Below are 19997 nucleotides of genomic sequence, written 5' to 3'. Positions count from 1 at the left end.
TCAGTGCCGGTCCCTTGAGCCTAGACCAGTTTGCACCCTTGAGGGTTCAGCGCGGCTCCATGTGGGCGATCATCAGTTGCACCGTCTCGTTGCCGCGGAACTCGTTGACGTCGAGTTTGTAGGCCAGTTCCACCCAGCGCACAGTGGGGTTGGGCCACACCTCGCGGTCGATGCCGAAGGCAATCCCGTCGAGGGTCACCGAACCGCATTCGCTCTTTAGCACTACCTTCAGGTGGCGCTCGCCGACGATGCGCTGCTGCACCAGCTGGAACACGCCGTGGAACAGCGGCTCGGGAAAGTGCTGGCCCCAGGGCCCGGCGTTGCGCAGCGCGCGGGCCAGTTCCAGATGGAACTCTTCCACCGCCAGGCTGCCGTCCGACAGCAGACGACCGGTCAAGTCCTCTTCATCCAGCTGGCGCCGCACCTGGGCATCGAAGGCCTGGGCAAATGTCGCAAAATGCTCGGCTGGCAGCGACAGCCCCGCCGCCATGGCGTGCCCGCCGAACTTGCTGATCAGGTCGGGGTGCGCGGCCGCCACGGCGTCCAGCGCATCGCGGATGTGAAAGCCCGGCACCGAACGCGCCGAGCCCTTGAGCATGCCCTCGCCGGCATCGGCAAAGGCGATGGTCGGCCGGTGATAACGCTCTTTGAGGCGCGAGGCGAGGATGCCGATCACGCCCTGGTGCCAGTCAGCCTCGAACAGGCACAGGCCGAATGGCATCGACTCCAGCGGCAGGTCCTTGAGCTGGGCCAGCGCCTCGCGCTGCATGCCCTGCTCGATGGATTTGCGGTCCTGGTTCAATTCGTCCAGCTGCGCCGCCATTTCCCGCGCCAATGCCGGGTCGTCGCTGAGCAGGCATTCGATGCCCAGGCTCATGTCATCCAAACGCCCGGCCGCATTCAGGCGCGGGCCCAGAATGAAGCCCAGGTCGGTGGACGTGATGCGTGCCGGTTCGCGCCGCGCCACCTCCAGAATCGCCTTGAGCCCCGGCCGCGCGCGCCCGGCGCGAATACGCTCCAGGCCCTGGTGCACCAGGATGCGGTTGTTGGCATCCAGCGGTACCACGTCGGCCACACTGCCCAGCGCCACCAGGTCGAGCAGTTCGCCGATGTTCGGCTGCGGGCGGCTGTCGTAATGGCCCAGGCTGCGCAAGCGTGCGCGCAGCGCCATCAGCACATAGAAGATCACCCCAACCCCGGCCAGGGCCTTGCTGGGGAACTCACAGCCCGGCTGGTTGGGGTTGACGATCGCGTCGGCCGCCGGCAACGCGTGCCCCGGCAAGTGGTGGTCGGTGACCAGCACCTGCAAGCCGGCCGCCTTGGCCGCCGCCACACCCTCGACACTGGAAATGCCGTTGTCCACCGTCACCAGCAACTGCGGCGTGCGCTGCAACGCCACCTCGACGATCTCCGGGGTCAGGCCGTAGCCGTATTCGAAGCGGTTGGGCACCAGGTAGTCGACGTGCGCCGCGCCCAGCAGACGCAGCCCCAGCACGCCCACCGTACTGGCGGTGGCGCCATCGGCGTCGAAGTCACCCACGATCAGGATGCGCTGGCGCTGCTCGAGCGCCGTCACCAGCAGGTCGACCGCCGCGTCGATGCCCTTGAGCTGCTGATACGGCAGCAGGCGCGCCAGGCTTTTGTCCAGCTCGGCCTCGGACTGCACGCCGCGGGCGGCGTACAGGCGGGTCAGCAGGGGCGGCAGGTCGCCAAGGAACGGCAGGGTGGACGGCAGTGAACGCGGTTCGATACGCATGGGGCAGTCAAGGCTTCTCTGGAATCAAAAGGATCGAGGCACGGCTCAGCCGCGCTCGCCCAGCAGCCACTGCAGCTGGACTTCGTGCTGGCCACGGTCGTCGGTGACGAAGATCGTGCCTTCGCTGATCATCACGTCCCACTTGATCGCACGCGGCATGTCCTTGGCCAGGGTTTCCAGCACCTCTTGCGGCACGGCGGCGATGTTGACGTTTTTCAGGCCCTTGACCGCCGGCACCACCTTGGTCTCCCACACCCGCAGGCTGCCGTAGGCCAGCAGGCTGGTGCGCTCGGTGCGGCGCGAACACCAGGTCAGGCGATCGGCGTCGGGCTGGCCGACCTCGATCCAGTGCAGTACACGGTCGTCCAGGCTCTTTTCCCACAGCGCCGGCTCATCGACATCCGACAGGCCGCGACCGAATGCCAGCTGCTCGTTGTACCAGAAGGCGTACGCCAGCAGGCGCACGGCCATGCGCTCCTCGGTTTCCGACGGGTGACGGGCGATGGTCTGCTTGACGCTTTCGTACACGCCGCGGTCAAGGTCGGTGAGGTTCAGTTCAAACTTGTAGGTGGTGGACGGCTGGGCCATGGACGGACTTCTGGTAACAGGAAAAGTCGCCCAGTCTAACCGATGCACTGGCAATCAACGAACCGAACCGTACAATCTCCGGGCCCAGGCAGTATCTGCCGCTGCCGCCCTGTGATAAAAACTAGCGCTCTGCCCTGCTGCCACGGATGCCCCATGCCCTTGCCCAGTAAACCGCTCGCCGGCCTCAACGTCATCGAACTCGGCACCCTGATCGCCGGCCCGTTCGCGTCGCGCATCTGCGCCGAATTCGGGGCCCAGGTGATCAAGGTCGAGTCGCCCGATGGCGGCGACCCGCTGCGCAAGTGGCGCAAGCTGTACGAAGGCACTTCGCTGTGGTGGTTCGTGCAGGCGCGCAACAAGCAATCGCTGACGCTCAACCTCAAGCACCCCGAGGGCCTGGCCATCCTCAAGCAGTTGCTGGCCGATGCCGACATCCTGATCGAAAACTTCCGCCCCGGCGTGCTGGAAAAGCTCGGCCTGGGCTGGGACGTGCTGCACGCCCTGAACCCCAAACTGGTGATGGTACGCCTGTCCGGCTTCGGCCAGACCGGCCCGATGAAAGACCAGCCCGGTTTCGGTGCGGTCGGCGAGTCCATGGGCGGGCTGCGCTACATCACCGGTTTCGACGACCGGCCACCGGTGCGCACCGGCATCTCCATCGGCGATTCGATCGCTGCGCTGTGGGGCGTGATCGGTGCGCTGATGGCGCTGCGTCACCGTGAGGTGAATGGCGGCCAGGGCCAGGTGGTGGACGTGGCGCTGTACGAAGCGATCTTCGCCATGATGGAAAGCATGGTGCCGGAGTTCGACGTGTTCGGTTTCATCCGCGAGCGCACCGGCAACATCATGCCCGGCATCACGCCCTCCTCCATTCATACCAGCGCCGACGGCCGGCACGTGCAGATCGGCGCCAATGGCGATGCGATCTTCAAGCGTTTCATGCAGGCGATCGGCCGCGACGACCTGGCCGATGACCCGGCGCTGGCCAGCAACGACGGCCGTGACCTGCGCCGTGACGAGCTGTACGCGGTGATCGACCGCTGGGCTCGCAGCGTGCCGCTGGACGCTCTGCTGCAGACGCTCAACGATGCGCAGGTGCCCGCCAGCCGCATCTATTCGGCCGAAGACATGTTCAGCGACCCGCAGTTCCTGGCGCGGGAAATGTTCCTGCAGGCCAAGCTGCCCGATGGCACACCGTTCAAGATGCCGGGCATCGTGCCCAAGCTGTCCGAAACGCCGGGCTCCACGGAGTGGGTCGGGCCGCAGCTTGGGGAGCACACCGCCCAGTTGCTGGCCGGCCTTGGCTACGACGCCGCAGGCATTGCGCGCCTGCGCGAACAGGGTGCGGTCTGAGCCGGGTACGCTGCGCCCTGCTGGGCGTGCTGCTGGGCCTGTTGCCGGCGTCGGCATGGGCCAAGGAAACGCTCATCTGGCTGCTGCGCGACCTGCCGCCGCTGACCATTTTCGAAGGCCCGAAGAAAGGCCAGGGTGCGGTCGATCAGTTGCTGCCGATGCTGATCGAGCACATGCCCGAGTATGACCACAGCATCGTGCGCGTGAACCGCGCACGCGGCACGCAGATGCTGCAGGAGCCAAGTTTCACCTGTGATCCGACCCTGCTCTGGACACCGGAGCGTGACCGCTTCGTGCGCTTCTCCATCCCGGCACTGGCCGCCCATAGCAACGTGGTGGTGGCGCGCACCCAAGACCAGGCCAGCCTGGCGCCCTTCATCAGCAATGGCGAGGTCGACCTCGAGGCACTGCTGTCCAGCAAGACACTCAAGCTGGGCATTGTCGGGCAGCGCAGCTACAGCACACGTGCCGACGAGATCATCAGGGCTGCGCCGCCCGAGGCCATCAGCCGCCATTTCGGCAATGACGCGGTGGGCAGCCTGCTGCAGATGCAGCAACTGGGGCGCCTGGACCTGCTGCTGGCCTACTGGCCGGAGGTGCGCTACATACGCGAGAAGCTGACGCAGCAACACGCCCTGAGCCACTTCCCGATCAAAGGGCTGTCGCGCTATCAACTGACGTATGTGGGCTGCTCCGACACCCCACAGGGCCGGGCCGCCATCACCCACATCAATCAGTTGCTGCGCACCCTGCGCATCCAGACCCTGGCGCCGCTGTACGCACAATGGCTGGAACCGGAAGAGCGCGAGGCCTACCTGAACGACATACGCGCGCTGATGCGTTCCCATTGAGGCCGCCGTGCACGGTTGTGCAGGCAAAAAGAAACCCCGAACGGTGGGGAGGCCGACGGGGTTAAACGAGGACGACTTGGCGCCTCGCACGGACAACTTCGCGGCATCGGAGCAAAACGCCGTTCACTTGTCCTTACGCTGTCAGAGTGGCTTTCCCGAGAAAGGTTCCCATCACAGCGCGACGATTTGTGCGCGTGACTGGCGAGCATGCTGCAAGGCCGCGATCACACAAGGCTGCAGGCGTCCCTCATAGATACCGAGGTCACGTTGAAGGCCATCGACCAGGTCGACCAGCAGGCGCTGGTCGTGCAACTGGCTGGCCTTGACCCGGCGCCGCAACACGCTGCCGCCGGCCGGGTCGGTCAATAGCAGATCGCAATCGGCGCTGGCAGGCCGGGAGGTCAGCGTGACCTGATAGGGCGTCAGTGCCTGGCTTAGCAACAAGCTGATAGTGTCCATCCGTTCACCATTCACATTTGTCATAGAAGGGGTCTTTCACTGACCCTTGCCGATCATCAAAAGTTCGGGCGCTGCTCGCTGCACGCACCACCAGCATGCCCGGCGAAGATGACAGAATCACGCATCCGGCGCGCTGCGATAGGCGAGCAGAAGCTGGCGCAGGGCAAGCGGGCAGGCGGGCGTAGGCAGCGCGCCCAGCACCCGCAGGCCGGACTGCTCGACCAGGTCGCTGGCGCCGTCCAGCACGCTGCGCCGGGCGCCGCTGAGGATGATCAGGCTGGCCGCCAATGCGTGCCGGGCCAGGTGGCGCACCAGCGCCACGCCATCGTATTCGCCGGCCAGCACATCGCAGATGGCGATGTCCACCGGGCCGCGGCGTGCCAGCACGCCATGTGCCTGCTCGTCGCTCTCGGCGATGCGCACATCGAATACACCGTGGGCGTTGAGTGTCTGGTGCAGGGCCATGAGTCGATAGGGATGGGGTTCCAGGAGCAGAACCTTGAGTGAGTGCATGGGGCTTCTCCGCAGTGGCCAGGGTGCCCGATGGCACGGTGCCCACTCTAGAAAAGCCTGCTCGTTCGCCCCATAGGAAAAATCCGAAAGCACCGGTGACAACGCCCATAAATGGCAAAAGCCCCGGTGCTTGCGCACCGGGGCTTTTGGCTGACGCTGAAGCGGCTTGCCCTCAGAGCGGCTTGCCGCGATTGCCGTGCTGGCTGACAAACGCCTGCACCGCCTTCAGGTCATTGGCCAGCACCGTGCACTTCTCTTCGCGCGAGAACAGGTCGGTCAGGTGCGCCGGCAGCTCCAGTGCCTTGCCAACGCCGGCCTTCTCCACCGCCTCGGGGAACTTGACCGGGTGCGCCGTGCCCAGCACCACCATCGGCGTGTCCAGGCTGCGACGGCACTCGCGGGCGGCCTTGACGCCAATCGCGGTGTGCGGGTCAAGCACTTCGCCGGTCTGTGCGAACACTTCGGCGATCGTCTCGCAGGTCTGCGCGTCGTCCACCGCCAGCGAATCGAACAGCTTGCGCGCCTCGCTCCAGCGGTCTTGCTCGACGCTGAAGCCGCCACCCTGCCTGAAGGTGTCCATCAGCTCGGCGATCGCCGCGCCGTTGCGACCGTGCAGGTCGAACAGCAGGCGTTCGAAGTTCGACGACACCATGATGTCCATCGACGGCGACAGGGTCGCGTGCAGGGTGTCCTTGACATAACCGTTGCCGCTCATGAAGCGGTGCAGGATGTCGTTGCGGTTGGTGGCCACGATCAGTTGGCTGATCGGCAGGCCCATGTTGCGGGCCAGGTAACCGGCGAAGATGTCGCCGAAGTTGCCGGTAGGCACCGAGAACGCCACCGAACGCGCCGGCCCGCCCAACTGCAGGGCTGCATGGAAGTAGTAGACGATCTGGGCCATGATCCGCGCCCAGTTGATCGAGTTCACCGCCACCAGGCGCGTGCCTTTCAGGAACCCCTGGTCGGCGAAGCTGGCCTTGACCATTTCCTGGCAGTCGTCGAAGTTGCCTTCGATTGCGATGTTGTGGATGTTCTCGCCGAAGATGGTGGTCATCTGGCGGCGCTGAACTTCCGATACGCGCTGGTGCGGGTGCAGGATGAAGATGTCGACGTTGTCGCAACGGCGACAGCCTTCGATGGCCGCAGAACCGGTGTCGCCACTGGTGGCACCGATGATCACCACACGCTCGCCGCGCTTGACCAGTACGTGGTCGAGCAGGCGACCGAGCAGTTGCAAGGCAAAGTCCTTGAACGCCAGGGTCGGGCCGTGGAACAGCTCCAGCACCCATTCGTTGCTGCCCAGCTGGCGCAGCGGGGCGACCGCGGCGTGGGCGAACTCGCCGTAGGTTTCTTCGAGGATCTTCTTGAAGTCGGCATCGGCAATCGAGCCGGTGACGAACGGACGCATCACCCGGAAGGCCAGCTCGTGGTACGGCAGGCCGGCCCACGAGGCAATTTCTTCCTGGGTGAAGCGCGGCAGGTTTTCCGGCACGTACAGGCCGCCGTCGCTGGCAAGACCAGCCAGCAGCACGTCTTCAAAATTCAGGGCCGGTGCCTTGCCGCGGGTACTGATGTAACGCATGACCTATTCCTCTAACTCAAAGACGGCTCAATTCAGTTGTTCGACGCGGATGCGCACGACGCTGCCTACCACATCCTGCAGGGCTTCAAGGGCGGTGATCGCATCATCCATGCGCTGCTCGAGCACGCTGTGGGTGAGCAGGATCATCGGCACCAGGCCGTCGTGTTCCTCGACTTCCTTCTGCATGATCGATTCGATGTTGATGCCGCGCTCCGACAGGATGCTGGCCACCTGGGCCAGTACGCCCGGGCGGTCCTTGGCCTGGATGCGCAGGTAGTAGGCGCTTTCGCAGGCTTCGATCGGCAGGATCGGGTGGGCCGACAGCGAGTCCGGCTGGAACGCCAGGTGCGGCACGCGGTTCTCAGGGTCGCTGGTCATGGCACGCACCACATCCACCAGGTCGGCGATCACCGAGGAGGCGGTCGGCTCCATGCCGGCACCGGCGCCGTAGAACAGGGTTGAGCCGGCGGCATCGCCATTGACCATCACCGCGTTCATCACACCGTTGACGTTGGCGATCAGGCGGTCGGCCGGGATCAGCGTCGGGTGCACGCGCAGCTCGATGCCGTTGGCCGTGCTGCGGGCCACGCCCAGGTGCTTGATGCGGTAGCCCAGTGCTTCGGCGTAGTTCACATCGGCGGTGGTCAGCTGGGTGATGCCTTCGGTGTAGGCCTTGTCGAACTGCAGCGGAATACCAAAGGCGATGGAGGCCAGAATGGTCAGCTTGTGCGCGGCGTCGATACCCTCGACGTCGAAGGTCGGGTCGGCTTCGGCGTAGCCCAGCGCCTGCGCTTCGGCCAGCACGTCAGGGAAGGTGCGGCCCTTCTCGCGCATCTCGGTGAGGATGAAGTTGCCGGTGCCATTGATGATCCCGGCCACCCAGTTGATGCGGTTGGCCGACAGGCCTTCGCGGATGGCCTTGATCACCGGGATACCCCCGGCCACGGCAGCTTCGAACGCCACGATCACGCCCTTCTCGCGCGCCTTGGCGAAGATTTCGTTGCCGTGCACGGCGATCAGCGCCTTGTTGGCGGTGACCACGTGCTTGCCGTTGTCGATGGCCTTGAGCACCAGCTCGCGGGCAATCGTGTAGCCGCCGATCAACTCGATGACGATATCGATCTCGGGATTGCTCGCCACCTCGAACACATCAGCGGTAATGGGGGTACCGGTAATCTGGCAGTTCGGGTTTGGCGTACGCATGGCGATTTGCGCCACTTCGATTCCACGCCCGGCGCGGCGGGCAATCTCCTCGGCGTTACGCTGAAGTACATTGAAGGTACCGCCACCGACGGTCCCCAACCCACAGATGCCTACTTTGACCGGTTTCACTGTGAACTCCCCATTGTACGACCGGCCTGGCGCCGGTCGAAAAAACAGCCGTACCCAGGGGTACGGCTCACTGATTGAATTATTTAGCGGCGGTCAGTGCCAGCTTGGCCACTTGCGGGGCCGGCTGGTAGCCCGGAATCACCTGGCCGTCTTCCAGTACGATGGCTGGCGTGCCGTTGACGCCGATCGACTGGCCGATCTGGAACTGCTTGCCGACCGGGTTCTGGCACTTGGCGGCCTTGATTTCCTTGCCATCGACCATCTTGTCCATGGCCGCCTTGCGGTCGCTCGAACACCATACCGCCTGCAACTGCTCGTCACCCGGCGAACCCAGGCCCTGGCGCGGGAAGGCGACATAGCGCACTTCGATACCGCGCTTGTTCAGCTCGGGCACTTCGGCGTGCAGCTTGTGGCAGTACGGGCAGGTGGTGTCGGTGAACACGGTGATGTGCGACTTGGTTTCGCCCTTGGCAGGGTAAACCACCATTTCGCCGGCCGGGATGCCATTGATGGTCTTGGCGATGGCCACGCGCTCGGCTTTCTCGGTCAGGTTGACCGGCTTGCCGTCCTGGATCTGGAACAGGTAGCCCTGCACCAGGAACTGGCCGTCGGCGCTTGCATACAGCACGCGACCACCCTTGAGCTTGACCTCGTACAGGCCGTTGACCGGGCTGGCAGCGATGCTGTCCACCGGCACCTCGGACTCCAGCGACTGCAACGACTTGCGGATCGCCTGCTCGGCGTCGGTGGCCGCGGCGGCGGCAACGGTGCTGACCAGCGCCAAGGCGGCGGCGGCTAAAATCTGGGTCACGCGCATGAAAACTCCTGAAGGCGGACAGGGGGCCGAAAACGGAACAGGCGTACCGAAAAACGGTCGTCATCCAGGGCCCGGGTGTAAACCGCAGAAGCGTACCACATTCACCGCCCTGCTTTGACTGCCAGCGACGCATGCAGCGCGCATCTTCACTCAACCGCGCGGGTGATGCCGTGCATGCAGCTCCTGCAAGCGTGCGCGGGCGACGTGGGTATAGATCTGGGTGGTCGACAGGTCACTGTGGCCCAGCAGCATCTGCACCACGCGCAGGTCCGCGCCATGGTTGAGCAAGTGGGTGGCAAACGCATGGCGCAAGGTGTGCGGGGACAGTGCCTTGCTGATACCGGCCACCTGGGCCTGGTGCTTGATACGGTGCCAGAAGGTCTGTCGGGTCATCTGCTCGCCGCGCTGGCTGGGGAACAGCACGTCGCTGGGGCGCCCATTGAGCAGGTCGTTGCGCCCGTCACGCAGGTAGCGCTCGATCCACACCACCGCCTCCTCGCCCATCGGCACCAGGCGTTCCTTGCTGCCCTTGCCCATCACCCGCAGCACGCCCTGACGCAGGTTGACCTGGTCGAGCGTCAGGCTTACCAGCTCGGTCACCCGCAGCCCGCAGGCGTACAGCACCTCGAGCATGGCGCGGTCGCGCTGGCCGATCGCCTCGCTCAGGTCCGGCGCCTGCAACAGCGCCTCCACATCGGCTTCGGACAGCGACTTGGGCAACGGCCGGCCCAGTTGCGGCATGTCCACCTGCAGGGTCGGGTCGACAGCGATGAGTTTCTCGCGCAGCAGGTAGCGGTAGAAGCCCCGCACCCCGGACAGGAAGCGCGCCGTGGAGCGCGGCTTGTAGCCCTGATCGAGGCGCCAGGCCAGGTGATCCAGGATCAGCTCTCGACCGGCAGACGGCAGTTCGACGCCCTGCTCCTGCAGCCAGCCGTTGAACAGCGCCAGGTCACTGCGATAAGAGGCACGGGTGTTATCGGACAAGCCCTTTTCCAGCCACAGGGCGTCGAGGAACTGGTCGATCAGCGGGTGTTCGATGGCTGGCATGAAGGCTCGGTGGTGAGGCAGGGAAATACCGCTAGTCTTCCATAACTGCGCCGGCATAGGGAGATACCGAGTGAACGAACAACAGATCCTACTGGCGTTCGGAGGGATTGGCGCCGCCGCGCTCGGCTGCCAATGGCTGGCGTGGCGGCTGAAACTGCCAGCAATCCTGTTTCTGCTGCTCAGCGGCATACTCGCAGGCCCGCTGCTGGGCTGGCTCGACCCGCAGGAAATGTTCGGCCCGCTGCTGATGCCGCTGGTATCGCTGGCCGTGGCCCTGATCCTGTTCGAGGGCAGCCTGACCCTGCACCTGTCGCAGTGGCGCGAGATCGGCACGGTGGTACGGCGCATGGTGACCCTGGGCGCACTCTCGACCTGGATAGTGATCAGCGTCGCCACCCACTGGCTGCTGGGCTTCGACTGGCTGCTGGCGATCCTGTTCGGCACCCTGACACTGGTGACAGGGCCCACAGTGATCGTGCCGATGCTGCGCGTCGTGCGGCCCAAGGCGACCATCGCCAACATCCTGCGCTGGGAGGGCATCGTCATCGATCCGATCGGCGCGCTGCTGGCGGTGGTGGTGTACAGCTTCATCATTGCCGGCGCGGCCGGCGACGGCCTGAGCCAGAGCCTGCTGACCTTTGCCGGGGTGATCCTGTGCGGCAGCGCCTTCGGCGTGGCCGGCGGCTGGCTGCTGGGCCAGGTGATTCGCCATCAGTGGCTGCCCGAGTACCTGCATAACCTGGCCTCACTGGCAGCGGTACTCGGTATCTTCATCGCCGCCAACCAGGTGATGCACGAGTCCGGGCTGCTGGCGGTGACCCTGATGGGCATGTGGCTGGCCAACATGAAAGGCGTGGATGTACGGCAGATCCTGCACTTCAAGGAGAACCTCAGCGTGCTGCTGATCTCCGGGCTGTTCATCCTGCTGGCGGCACGCCTGGACCTCAACGCCCTGCTCGGCCTGGGCCCGGCGGTACTGGCCTTGCTGCTGGTGATCCAGTTGATCGCACGGCCCCTGAACGTGGCGCTGTCGACCTGGGGCTCGCAACTGAACTGGCGCGAGCGTGCACTGCTGGCCTGGATCGCGCCGCGCGGCATCGTGGCGGCGGCGGTGTCGGCGATCTTCGCCATTCGCCTGGATGCAGCCGGGCACGCCGGCGCCTTGCTGCTGGTGCCGCTGACGTTCGCCGTGATCATCGGCACCGTAGTGCTGCAAAGCGCCACCGCACGCCCTCTGGCGCGCCTGCTCAAGGTAGCCGAGCCTGCGCCCAGCGGGTTTCTGATCGTGGGCGCCAACGGGCCGGCCAGGGCCTTGGGCAAGGCCTTGCAGCAACTGGATTGTCGCGTGCTGCTGGCCGACTCAAGCTGGGAGAACATCCGCGCGGCGCGCATGGAGGGGCTGCCCACCTACTTCGGGCACCCGGCCTCGCAACATGCCGATGCGCACCTGGACCTGGTCGGGCTGGGGCATCTGCTGGGGCTGTCGCCCTCGGGTGAACTGAACACCCTGGCCTGCGGGCGGTTTCTGCACGACTTCGGGCATAAGCGGCTGTTCGTGCTGGCCAGCGGACTGGAGGTCGAGCGCAGTGACAAGCACCGCGCCAGTGACCGGCACCGAGGGCACATGCTGGGCAGCCAGGCGCTGACGTACGGGCAACTGGCCAACCTGTTCAACCAAGGGGCCGAGCTGTACACCACGCACTTGACCGAGGGCTTTGGCTGGGCGGACTACCAGGCACTGCATGGTGAGCGGGCGAGCTTGCTGTTTGCCCGCGATGCCGGTGGCTGGGTGTATGTGATGGGGCCGGATTCGACGTTGAAGCCTGGCCCAGGGTGGACGCTGGTGGCGTTGATTGAGCCGCATCCGAGTTAACCGCGTCGCCCCCTTCGCTGGCAAGCCAGCTCCCACAAGCATCTGTGGTGCTCCCAGATCCTGTAGAAGCCGGCCTTGCCGGCGAACGCTGCGACACCGCTCAGAAGCCGGGCAACACCGGCACCGGCCGCTTGTCCTCGTCGATCGCAACGAAGCTGAACAACCCGTGAATAGCCTTCTCGCGGCTGTCACAGCTCATGCTTTCGACAAACACCTCCACCTCGACCTTGAGGCTGGTAGTGCCCACCTTCACCACGGTGCCCACCAGCTCGACGATCGAGCCCGCCGCGATCGGGTGCTTGAAGTCGATACGGTCGGTCGACACCGTCACCAGCGGCAAGCGGCAGAACCGTGTGGCGGCAATGAACGACACTTCATCCATCCATGCCAGCGCCGTGCCGCCGAACAGGGTGTTGTGGTGGTTGGTGGTCGACGGAAACACCGCCTTGGTCACGCGGGTCACCGACAGCTCGGTGCGGCGCTGGATTTCTTGCTCTCTAGGGCTCATGAGATCTCTGCAACACAAATAGCGGACAACAAAAAAGCAGCCCGAAGGCTGCTTTCATTTCGCATGGCGGTCCCGTGCCCGCCGGTCAAACCAGCCTCAGGCCAGTTTTTCCTTGATGCGAGCGGCTTTGCCGGACAGGTCGCGCAGGTAGTACAGCTTGGCTTTGCGCACGTCACCACGACGTTTCACGGCCAGGCTGTCGATCTGCGGGCTGTAGGTCTGGAAAGTACGCTCTACGCCAACACCGTTGGAGATTTTACGAACAGTGAAAGCACTGTTCACACCACGGTTACGCTTGGCGATAACAACACCTTCGAACGCCTGCAGACGCGAACGGTCGCCTTCCTTCACTTTCACCTGAACGACAACGGTGTCGCCTGGGGCAAAGGTCGGGATCTCTTTGGTCATCTGCTCGGCTTCGAGTTGCAGAATGATTTTGTTGGTCATGCTGTGCTCCTAAGGTAGATCGTCGGACCTACCATCGATACGTTAACTATCGTCCCGCTCTCGGAGATACTCCTCGAGCAGCTTCTTCTCTTCTCCAGAAAGTGAGCGACTTTCCAGAAGATCGACGCGTCGTTCATAGGTCCGCCCAAGGGACTGCTGTAAACGCCAGCGCCGGATGTGTGCATGGTTGCCACTGAGCAACACGTCGGGAACACGCTGATCCGCATACACCTCCGGTCGGGTGTAGTGCGGGCAATCAAGCAGACCATCGGTGAAGGAATCTTCCTGCGCCGAGTCTGCATGCCCTAAAGCTCCGGGCAGCAGCCGTGTAACCGCATCGATCAGCACCATTGCCGGCAGCTCACCGCCAGACAATACATAGTCGCCAATCGACCACTCTTCATCGACATGAGCCTGAATGAACCGCTCGTCAATGCCTTCATAACGACCTGCGATGAGAATCAACGACTCTGCATTCGCCAGCTCGCGTACCGCCGACTGATTCAGCTGACGGCCTTGTGGCGACAGGTAGATCACCTTCGCCGCTTCCCCTGCTGCCTGCCTGGCCTGAACCAGAGCATCCTCGAGGGGCTTGATCTTCATCACCATGCCCGGACCACCGCCAAACGGCCGATCATCCACGGTATGGTGGCGATCTGTGGTGTAGTCCCGCGGGTTATGGCAGGTCAGTTGCAACAACCCCTGCTTTACCGCGCGGCTGGTAATGCCGTACTCACTGATGGCCGAGAACATCTCGGGGAACAGCGTGATGACTTCGACACGAAGGCTCGCCATCGCTTAGAAGTCCGCGTCCCATTCGACCCGCATCTCGCCTGCAGCCAGGTCGACCTTCAACACGCATTGCCCGGTATAGGGCAACAGGCGTTCACGATCATCCAGACTGCCCGCGCAGGGCTTGACCACCATTACATCGTTCGCGCCGGTCTCCAACAGGTGATCAACCGTGCCGAACAGCTGTTCGTCCTGGTTGATGACGTTCAGACCTACCAACTGGTACCAGTAGTACTCGTCTTCGGTCAGGTCGGGCAAAAGGCTTCGCGAGATGCAAATCTCGTAACCGCTCAGAAGACGGGCTTCATCGCGATCGTCGAGGCCTTTGAGCTTGGCAACCAGTTCCTTTTTGTTGGAACGGCCGCTGACCAGCTCGACCTGCTTGACCACACCTTCGCGCTTGAGCGTCCAGTTGCGGTAATCCAACAGGTTTTCAATCGGATCGGTAAAGGAGTACACCTTCACCTCGCCGCGAACGCCGTGAACCGAAAAAATCTTGCCGATGACGATCAGGTCATCTGCATTTTCTGGCGTCGCGTTCATACTGTTCAGGCGGCAGCCTTGGCAGCTTCCTTCAGCAGCTGAGCAACGCGCTCAGACGGCTGTGCGCCAACGCTCAGCCAGTGAGCAACGCGATCTTCCTTGACGGACAGGCGAACTTCCTGGCCACGAGCGATAGGGTTGAAGAAACCAACCTGCTCGATGTGCGAACCGGTAACCGGGTTACGCGAGTCGGTCACGGTCAGGGTGTAAAATGGGCGCTTTTTGGAGCCGCCACGGGCAAGACGGATGGTTAGCATAGAACATCGTTCCTGTAGTCGGTGCTGCAAATCATAATGCACAGCGGGCACACGGGTGCCCGAAAGGCCGCATATTCTCAAGGAATACACGGACTTTTGCAAATGCCTTTTCACGGCGAGCGACAAGCCGCCCTGCTGATTTGCGAATGAGCTGCCTGCCTGTATAGCGAGCAGCACGGGTCCCGCCAGTGGCGGGGTTCCGGCCGACGCCCCACGGGGGCGCCCACCTGAATAGCGTTACAGCTTCGGCATGCCGCCGCCAGGCATCATGCCGCCAAGGCCGCGCATCATTTTCGACATGCCGCCCTTGGTGGAAAACTTCTTCATCATCTTCTGCATCTGCTTGTGCTGCTTAATCAAGCGGCCGATGTCCTGCACCTGGGTGCCCGACCCCATGGCGATGCGGCGCTTGCGCGAACCGCTGATCAGCTCGGGGTCGCGGCGCTCGGCCGGGGTCATCGAATTGATGATCGCCTCCATCTGCTTGAACTGCTTCTCTGCCGCGCCCTGGGCGCTGCCCATCTGCGACAGGTTGACGCCGCCGATGCTCGGCATCTTGTCCATCAGGCCGCTCAGGCCGCCCATGTTCTTCATCTGTTGCAGCTGATCGCGGAAGTCTTCCAGGTCGAAACCCTTGCCCTTCTTCAGCTTCTTGGCCAGTTTGTCGGCCTTTTCCTTGTCCAGGGTCTGCTCGGCCTGCTCGATCAGGCTGAGCACGTCACCCATGCCCAGGATCCGCGAGGCGATACGGTCGGGGTGGAACGGCTCGAGCGCTTCGCTCTTCTCGCCCATGCCGATGAACTTGATCGGCTTGCCGGTGATGGCGCGCACCGACAGCGCGGCACCGCCGCGGGCGTCGCCGTCGACCTTGGTCAGGATCACGCCGGTCAGCGGCAGCGCTTCACCGAACGCCTTGGCGGTGTTGGCCGCGTCCTGGCCGGTCATGGCATCGACCACGAACAGGGTTTCGATCGGCTTGACCGCAGCGTGCAGCTGCTTGATCTCGCCCATCATCTCGGCGTCGATGTGCAAGCGACCGGCGGTGTCGACGATGACCACATCGATGAACTTGAGCCTGGCCTCGCGGATCGCCGCTTCGGCGATGGCCACCGGCTTCTGGCTGATGTCCGACGGGAAGAAGGTCACGCCGATGTCATTGGCCAGGGTTTCGAGCTGCTTGATCGCCGCCGGACGGTACACGTCGGCCGACACCACCATCACGCTCTTCTTCTTGCGCTCCTTGAGGAAGCGCGCCAGCTTGCCGACCGTGGTGGTCTTGCCCGCACCCTGCAGGCCAGCCATCAGCACCACCGCAGGCGGCGTGGTAGTGAGCGCGAGGTCTTCGTTGGCTGCGCCCATCAGCTCTTCGAGCTCGGCCTGGACGATCTTCACGAACGCCTGGCCCGGCGTCAGGCTGCGCGACACCTCGGTGCCGACCGCGCGGTCCTTGACCTTGTTGACGAAATCCTTGACCACCGGCAGGGCGACGTCGGCCTCGAGCAACGCCATGCGCACTTCGCGCAGGGTGTCTTTAATATTGTCCTCGGTGAGCTTGGCTTTACCGGTGACATGGCGCAGCGTCTGTGACAGACGGTCGGTCAGGTTTTCAAACATGGGGATCCTTTCAGGCTCTGTAGAACCGAGGTTTATCAGCTGCCCCTGGCGCATTCGGCCAGCCTTGGGCAAGGGCAGGCCGGCGATTATAGCGAAGACTCGCGCACGCGCACACCATGGCGTCGGCCGGCAGTCTTCCTTGGCAGGCGCGTTCTATGCCAAACTCAGGACCTTTCGGGCTTGCCTAACAGGACTTATGCTCCCCTTGTCACCCAGCTTGCTACCCAATCTGATCGCCGCCTGCCTGTACGCCGCCGCGATTTTCTATCAAGGCACACGCCTGGCCCGAGGCACCAAGGCCGACAAACGGCTGCTCGGCGTACTCGGTGCATTCGCCGTGATTGCCCAGGGCACCGCACTGTTCTGGCAGTTGCTCACGCCTCTGGGCCTGAGCCTGGACTTCTTCAGCGCCGCCAGCCTGATCGCCACGGCAGTGATAGCCCTGACCCTGCTTGCCACCTTGCGCATTCCGGTGGAGAACCTGTTGCTGCTGCTGTTCCCGCTGGGCCTGCTGACAGCGCTGATCGCGCAGTTCGCGCCCTCGGGCACGGTGCCGCTGATCAACGAAGAGCCGGGCATCCTGGCGCATATCCTGCTGTCGATCCTGGCCTATGGGCTGTTCACCATCGCGGTGTTCCAGTCCTTGCTGCTGCTGGTGCAGGATCACCAGCTCAAGCACAAGCACCCGTCGGGCATGATCCGCAACTTTCCGCCGCTGCAAACCATGGAAAGCCTGCTGTTCGGCTTTCTCTGGGCCGGCTGGGTGCTGCTGTCGCTGTCGCTGATTTCCGGCTGGCTGTTCCTGGACAACCTGTTTGCCCAGCACCTGGTGCACAAGACCCTGCTCGCCTGCGTGGCCTGGGTGGTGTTCAGCGTGCTGTTGTGGGGCCGCACCCGCCTGGGGTGGCGCGGACACAAGGCGATCCGCTGGACCCTGGCCGGTTTCTGCCTGCTGATGCTGGCGTACTTCGGCAGCAAGCTGGTGCGCGAATTCATTCTGCATATCTGACAGGCGGTTTATGGACACTCTGCCGTTAGGCCCACAGGTCGCGGTACTGGCGTTGACCCTGGTGTGGTCGGCGCTGTTCAGCGCAGTGGATGCCGCTCAACAGCAACAGACCGGTGCGCGGCGCAACGGCCACAATGGCGAGCACCCGACTGCGCAGGTTTCACCGCGCGCGCTGGTGCTGGGCGCCACCCTGGGCAAGCTGCTGGTATTCGCCCTGGCCTCGCTGCTGGGTTTTGCCTACGACGGCGAACGCGGCTTCTGGCTGGCCTGCGCCGCTGCGGCGGTGGCCGTGCTGGTGCTGACCGACTTCATCCCGCGCCGCCTGGCACGCCGCTACCCAGACGCCCTGGTGGGGCTGGGCAGCAGCCTGCTCAAGGTGCCACTGACCCTGCTGCAGCCCTTGGCCTGGCTGCTCGATGGCGTCGCCCGCCTGTTGCTGCGCCCCTTCGCCAGCAAGGCCAGCGCGGTCAGCCAGCACGACAGCCGCCACGAAGGCAGCGCCGCACAGGACCCGCTCGAAGAAGAGCACAACCAGCACAAGACCCAACTGCTCGGCAGCCTGCAGGCCCTGGACAAGGTGACGGTCAACGACATCCTGGTGCCGCGCAACGACGTCGACGGGATCAACCTCGACGAGCCGATCGAGCACATCATCGAGCAACTGATCATCAGCCGGCATACGCGCCTGCCGGTGTTCCACAGCGACATAAACCAGGTCGAGGCGATCCTCAACACACGCCAGATCAGCCACCTGCTGCCCAAGGCCGAACTGACCCTGGCCAGCCTGCTGGCGGCCTGCTACGAGCCTTATTTCGTGCCCGAGAGCACCCCGCTGCAACTGCAACTGCTCAACTTCCACAAGCAGCAGCGACGCCTGGGCGTGGTAGTCGACGAATATGGCGAGGTGCAGGGCATCGTCACCCTTGAGGACATTCTCGAGGAGATCGTCGGCGAATTCGAAGACGAACACAGCCTCGACAACCCGCATATCCACCCGCAGGCCGACGGGCGCTACGTGATCGAAGGCAACGCCTCGATCCGTGAACTGAACCGCAGCCTGGGCTGGCACCTGCCCAGCGACGGGCCCAAGACCCTGAACGGCCTGGTGACCGAAGCGCTGGAAAGCATCCCGGCCAGCGCGGTGTGCCTGAAAATGGGTCGATATCGCATGGAAATCCTCGAAACCGAGGACAATTGTGCCAGTCGCATACTGGTCTGGACCGTCGCCCGCTAGCTATACTCGAGCCCGCTGGCACCCGCCTGAGGCAGGTGCCAGAGCCTTCGGAGCACTCGACAGGGAAACGCTCATGACGACCAGCAGCACCTATAACAACAATGATGAAACTGCAGCGCCCCCCATCAACTCACCCGCCAAGGTAGCCACCGCCAGCTTCATCGGCACCGCTATCGAGTTCTACGACTTCTACGTCTACGCCACGGCAGCCGCCCTGGTGATCGGCCCGGTGTTCTTCCCGCAGACCTCGGGCACCGCGCAGATGCTCTCGGCCTTCCTCACCTTCGGTATCGCCTTCCTTGCACGGCCATTGGGCTCGGCGCTGTTCGGCCACTTTGGCGACCGCATCGGGCGCAAGTCGACGCTGGTGGCCTCGTTGCTGCTGATGGGCGTGTGTACCACGCTGATTGGCGTACTGCCCGGTTATGACAGCATTGGTGCCTGGGCGCCGATACTGCTGTGCCTGTTGCGCTTCGGCCAGGGCCTGGGGCTGGGCGGCGAATGGGGTGGCGCGGCATTGCTGGCCACCGAAAACGCGCCCAAGGGCAAACGTGCCTGGTTCGGTATGTTCCCGCAACTGGGCCCTTCGATCGGCTTTCTGGCGGCCAACGGGCTGTTCCTGACGCTGGCCATGACCCTGACCGACGAACAGTTCCGCAACTGGGGCTGGCGCATTCCGTTCCTGCTCAGCGCCGCACTGGTGATCGTGGGCCTGTATGTACGCCTCAAGCTCGAAGAGTCGCCGGTGTTTGCCAAGGCCGTGGCGCGCCACGAGCGGGTGAAGATGCCGGTGGTCGAGCTGTTCTCGCAGTACTGGCTGCCGACCTTGCTGGGCGCGGCCGCGATGGTGGTGTGCTATGCGCTGTTCTACATCTCGACGGTGTTCTCGCTGAGCTACGGCGTATCGACCCTGGGCTACAGCCGTGAAACCTTCCTGGCGCTGCTGTGCTTTGCGGTGGTCTTCATGGCCCTGGCCACACCGCTGTCGGCCTGGCTCAGCGACAAGTACGGGCGCAAGCCGGTACTGCTCGTCGGTGGCGTGCTGGCGATCGGTTCGGGCTTTCTGATGGAGCCGCTGCTGACCTCGGGGTCGACCACGGGGGTGGCGCTGTTCCTGGCCATCGAGCTGTTTCTGATGGGGGTGACGTTTGCGCCGATGGGCGCGTTGCTGCCAGAGCTGTTCCCCACGCATGTGCGTTATACCGGGGCGTCGGCGGCGTATAACCTGGGCGGGATCGTGGGGGCGTCGGCGGCGCCGTTCTTTGCCCAGAAGCTGGTGGCCATGGGCGGCCTGAGCTGGGTTGGCGGGTATGTGTCGGCGGCGGCGGTGCTGAGCGTGATTGCAGTGCTGTGCCTGAAAGAGACGCGGCATACCGAACTGTAAAAAGCGGGGCTGCCATGCAGCCTTTCGCTGGCAAGCCA

General features: G+C 64.0%; 20 protein-coding genes. 6 read left to right on the top strand and 14 right to left on the bottom strand.

What is annotated here, in order from left to right:
- Positions 1-46: 46 nt before the first annotated feature.
- Together recJ and KUO17_RS09120 are read right to left on the bottom strand one after the other, a co-directional pair.
- Positions 47-1756 (bottom strand): single-stranded-DNA-specific exonuclease RecJ, encoded by a 1710-nt coding sequence (recJ, locus tag KUO17_RS09125; protein ID WP_217975140.1) that lies wholly within the window; start codon positions 1754-1756, stop codon positions 47-49.
- A gap of 45 nt (positions 1757-1801) precedes the next feature.
- Positions 1802-2344, bottom strand: a complete 543-nt coding sequence (locus KUO17_RS09120; protein ID WP_217975138.1) for a YaeQ family protein — start codon at positions 2342-2344, stop codon at positions 1802-1804.
- Positions 2345-2497: 153 nt separating this feature from the next.
- Here KUO17_RS09120 and KUO17_RS09115 point away from each other — a divergent pair, with 153 nt between their 5' ends.
- Positions 2498-3697 carry a CaiB/BaiF CoA transferase family protein gene (locus KUO17_RS09115; protein WP_217975136.1) on the top strand — a complete coding sequence of 400 codons (1200 nt, stop codon included), beginning with the start codon at positions 2498-2500 and terminating at the stop codon, positions 3695-3697.
- Positions 3698-3723: 26 nt separating this feature from the next.
- The gene (locus tag KUO17_RS09110) at positions 3724-4548 is read left to right on the top strand and encodes a TIGR02285 family protein (protein WP_341869603.1); all 825 of its coding nucleotides are present in this window, start codon (positions 3724-3726) and stop codon (positions 4546-4548) included.
- 171 nt (positions 4549-4719) lie between these two features.
- On the opposite strand, the gene KUO17_RS09105 is transcribed toward KUO17_RS09110, so the two are convergent.
- The 6 genes from KUO17_RS09105 to xerD form a co-directional block, all read right to left on the bottom strand.
- Positions 4720-5007 (bottom strand): DUF3509 domain-containing protein, encoded by a 288-nt coding sequence (locus KUO17_RS09105; protein ID WP_217975134.1) that lies wholly within the window; start codon positions 5005-5007, stop codon positions 4720-4722.
- A gap of 117 nt (positions 5008-5124) precedes the next feature.
- A complete protein-coding gene (locus KUO17_RS09100; RefSeq protein ID WP_217975133.1) occupies positions 5125-5520 on the bottom strand; it encodes a response regulator in 396 nt (131 codons plus the stop codon).
- 172 nt (positions 5521-5692) lie between these two features.
- Positions 5693-7102 (bottom strand): threonine synthase, encoded by a 1410-nt coding sequence (gene thrC, locus KUO17_RS09095; protein ID WP_217975132.1) that lies wholly within the window; start codon positions 7100-7102, stop codon positions 5693-5695.
- 27 nt (positions 7103-7129) lie between these two features.
- Positions 7130-8434: a homoserine dehydrogenase gene (locus KUO17_RS09090; protein WP_217975131.1), complete on the bottom strand. Its 1305-nt coding sequence runs from the start codon at positions 8432-8434 to the stop codon at positions 7130-7132.
- A gap of 79 nt (positions 8435-8513) precedes the next feature.
- On the bottom strand, positions 8514-9251 hold the full coding sequence (locus KUO17_RS09085; RefSeq protein ID WP_217975130.1) for a DsbC family protein: 738 nt from the start codon (positions 9249-9251) through the stop codon (positions 8514-8516).
- A 150-nt stretch (positions 9252-9401) separates the two neighbouring features.
- Positions 9402-10298 (bottom strand): site-specific tyrosine recombinase XerD, encoded by an 897-nt coding sequence (gene xerD, locus KUO17_RS09080; RefSeq protein WP_217975129.1) that lies wholly within the window; start codon positions 10296-10298, stop codon positions 9402-9404.
- Positions 10299-10368: 70 nt separating this feature from the next.
- Between xerD and KUO17_RS09075 the strand changes: the two genes are divergently transcribed.
- Positions 10369-12171: a cation:proton antiporter gene (locus tag KUO17_RS09075; protein ID WP_217975128.1), complete on the top strand. Its 1803-nt coding sequence runs from the start codon at positions 10369-10371 to the stop codon at positions 12169-12171.
- A 100-nt stretch (positions 12172-12271) separates the two neighbouring features.
- Here the strand turns inward: KUO17_RS09075 and KUO17_RS09070 are convergent, their stop codons facing one another.
- From KUO17_RS09070 to ffh, 6 genes are all read right to left on the bottom strand, one after another.
- A complete protein-coding gene (locus tag KUO17_RS09070) occupies positions 12272-12679 on the bottom strand; it encodes an acyl-CoA thioesterase (RefSeq protein WP_217975126.1) in 408 nt (135 codons plus the stop codon).
- A gap of 96 nt (positions 12680-12775) precedes the next feature.
- Positions 12776-13126, bottom strand: a complete 351-nt coding sequence (gene rplS / locus KUO17_RS09065; RefSeq protein WP_043863186.1) for a 50S ribosomal protein L19 — start codon at positions 13124-13126, stop codon at positions 12776-12778.
- 42 nt (positions 13127-13168) lie between these two features.
- Positions 13169-13921, bottom strand: coding sequence for a tRNA (guanosine(37)-N1)-methyltransferase TrmD (gene trmD, locus KUO17_RS09060; RefSeq protein ID WP_163972934.1), 753 nt, complete (start codon positions 13919-13921; stop codon positions 13169-13171).
- 3 nt (positions 13922-13924) lie between these two features.
- On the bottom strand, positions 13925-14461 hold the full coding sequence (rimM, locus tag KUO17_RS09055) for a ribosome maturation factor RimM (protein WP_217975123.1): 537 nt from the start codon (positions 14459-14461) through the stop codon (positions 13925-13927).
- 5 nt (positions 14462-14466) lie between these two features.
- Positions 14467-14718, bottom strand: a complete 252-nt coding sequence (rpsP, locus tag KUO17_RS09050; RefSeq protein WP_010220247.1) for a 30S ribosomal protein S16 — start codon at positions 14716-14718, stop codon at positions 14467-14469.
- Between the two features lie 237 nt (positions 14719-14955).
- A complete protein-coding gene (gene ffh, locus KUO17_RS09045; RefSeq protein WP_217975121.1) occupies positions 14956-16332 on the bottom strand; it encodes a signal recognition particle protein in 1377 nt (458 codons plus the stop codon).
- A 196-nt stretch (positions 16333-16528) separates the two neighbouring features.
- On the opposite strand from ffh, the gene KUO17_RS09040 reads away from it, so the two are divergent.
- The 3 genes from KUO17_RS09040 to KUO17_RS09030 all read left to right on the top strand — a co-directional run bounded on the left by KUO17_RS09040 (position 16529) and on the right by KUO17_RS09030 (position 19959).
- Entirely contained in the window at positions 16529-17341 is an 813-nt protein-coding gene (locus KUO17_RS09040; RefSeq protein WP_425274842.1) for a cytochrome C assembly family protein, read from the top strand.
- 10 nt (positions 17342-17351) lie between these two features.
- Entirely contained in the window at positions 17352-18575 is a 1224-nt protein-coding gene (locus KUO17_RS09035) for a transporter associated domain-containing protein (RefSeq protein WP_217975117.1), read from the top strand.
- Positions 18576-18648: 73 nt separating this feature from the next.
- Positions 18649-19959: an MFS transporter gene (locus KUO17_RS09030; protein ID WP_255263491.1), complete on the top strand. Its 1311-nt coding sequence runs from the start codon at positions 18649-18651 to the stop codon at positions 19957-19959.
- Positions 19960-19997 lie beyond the last annotated feature (38 nt).

Origin of the sequence: Pseudomonas aegrilactucae, from assembly GCF_019168305.1 — a bacterium.
Classification (GTDB): Bacteria; Pseudomonadota; Gammaproteobacteria; order Pseudomonadales; family Pseudomonadaceae; genus Aquipseudomonas; species Aquipseudomonas aegrilactucae.
This window is presented reverse-complemented; position numbering and strand designations above follow the sequence as displayed.

Excerpts from the sequence above, each read along its gene's own strand:
- thrC (WP_217975132.1), bottom strand. The coding sequence starts at position 7,102 with ATGCGTTACATCAGTACCCGCGGCAAGGCACCGGCCCTGAATTTTGAA.
- KUO17_RS09040 (WP_425274842.1), top strand. The coding sequence starts at position 16,529 with ATGCTCCCCTTGTCACCCAGCTTGCTACCCAATCTGATCGCCGCCTGC.
- trmD (WP_163972934.1), bottom strand. The coding sequence starts at position 13,921 with ATGGCGAGCCTTCGTGTCGAAGTCATCACGCTGTTCCCCGAGATGTTC.
- KUO17_RS09100 (WP_217975133.1), bottom strand. The coding sequence starts at position 5,520 with ATGCACTCACTCAAGGTTCTGCTCCTGGAACCCCATCCCTATCGACTC.
- KUO17_RS09070 (WP_217975126.1), bottom strand. The coding sequence starts at position 12,679 with ATGAGCCCTAGAGAGCAAGAAATCCAGCGCCGCACCGAGCTGTCGGTG.
- recJ (WP_217975140.1), bottom strand. The coding sequence starts at position 1,756 with ATGCGTATCGAACCGCGTTCACTGCCGTCCACCCTGCCGTTCCTTGGC.
- rpsP (WP_010220247.1), bottom strand. The coding sequence starts at position 14,718 with ATGCTAACCATCCGTCTTGCCCGTGGCGGCTCCAAAAAGCGCCCATTT.
- KUO17_RS09035 (WP_217975117.1), top strand. The coding sequence starts at position 17,352 with ATGGACACTCTGCCGTTAGGCCCACAGGTCGCGGTACTGGCGTTGACC.
- KUO17_RS09030 (WP_255263491.1), top strand. The coding sequence starts at position 18,649 with ATGACGACCAGCAGCACCTATAACAACAATGATGAAACTGCAGCGCCC.
- rplS (WP_043863186.1), bottom strand. The coding sequence starts at position 13,126 with ATGACCAACAAAATCATTCTGCAACTCGAAGCCGAGCAGATGACCAAA.
- KUO17_RS09120 (WP_217975138.1), bottom strand. The coding sequence starts at position 2,344 with ATGGCCCAGCCGTCCACCACCTACAAGTTTGAACTGAACCTCACCGAC.
- ffh (WP_217975121.1), bottom strand. The coding sequence starts at position 16,332 with ATGTTTGAAAACCTGACCGACCGTCTGTCACAGACGCTGCGCCATGTC.
- KUO17_RS09085 (WP_217975130.1), bottom strand. The coding sequence starts at position 9,251 with ATGCGCGTGACCCAGATTTTAGCCGCCGCCGCCTTGGCGCTGGTCAGC.
- KUO17_RS09105 (WP_217975134.1), bottom strand. The coding sequence starts at position 5,007 with ATGGACACTATCAGCTTGTTGCTAAGCCAGGCACTGACGCCCTATCAG.
- KUO17_RS09115 (WP_217975136.1), top strand. The coding sequence starts at position 2,498 with ATGCCCTTGCCCAGTAAACCGCTCGCCGGCCTCAACGTCATCGAACTC.
- rimM (WP_217975123.1), bottom strand. The coding sequence starts at position 14,461 with ATGAACGCGACGCCAGAAAATGCAGATGACCTGATCGTCATCGGCAAG.
- xerD (WP_217975129.1), bottom strand. The coding sequence starts at position 10,298 with ATGCCAGCCATCGAACACCCGCTGATCGACCAGTTCCTCGACGCCCTG.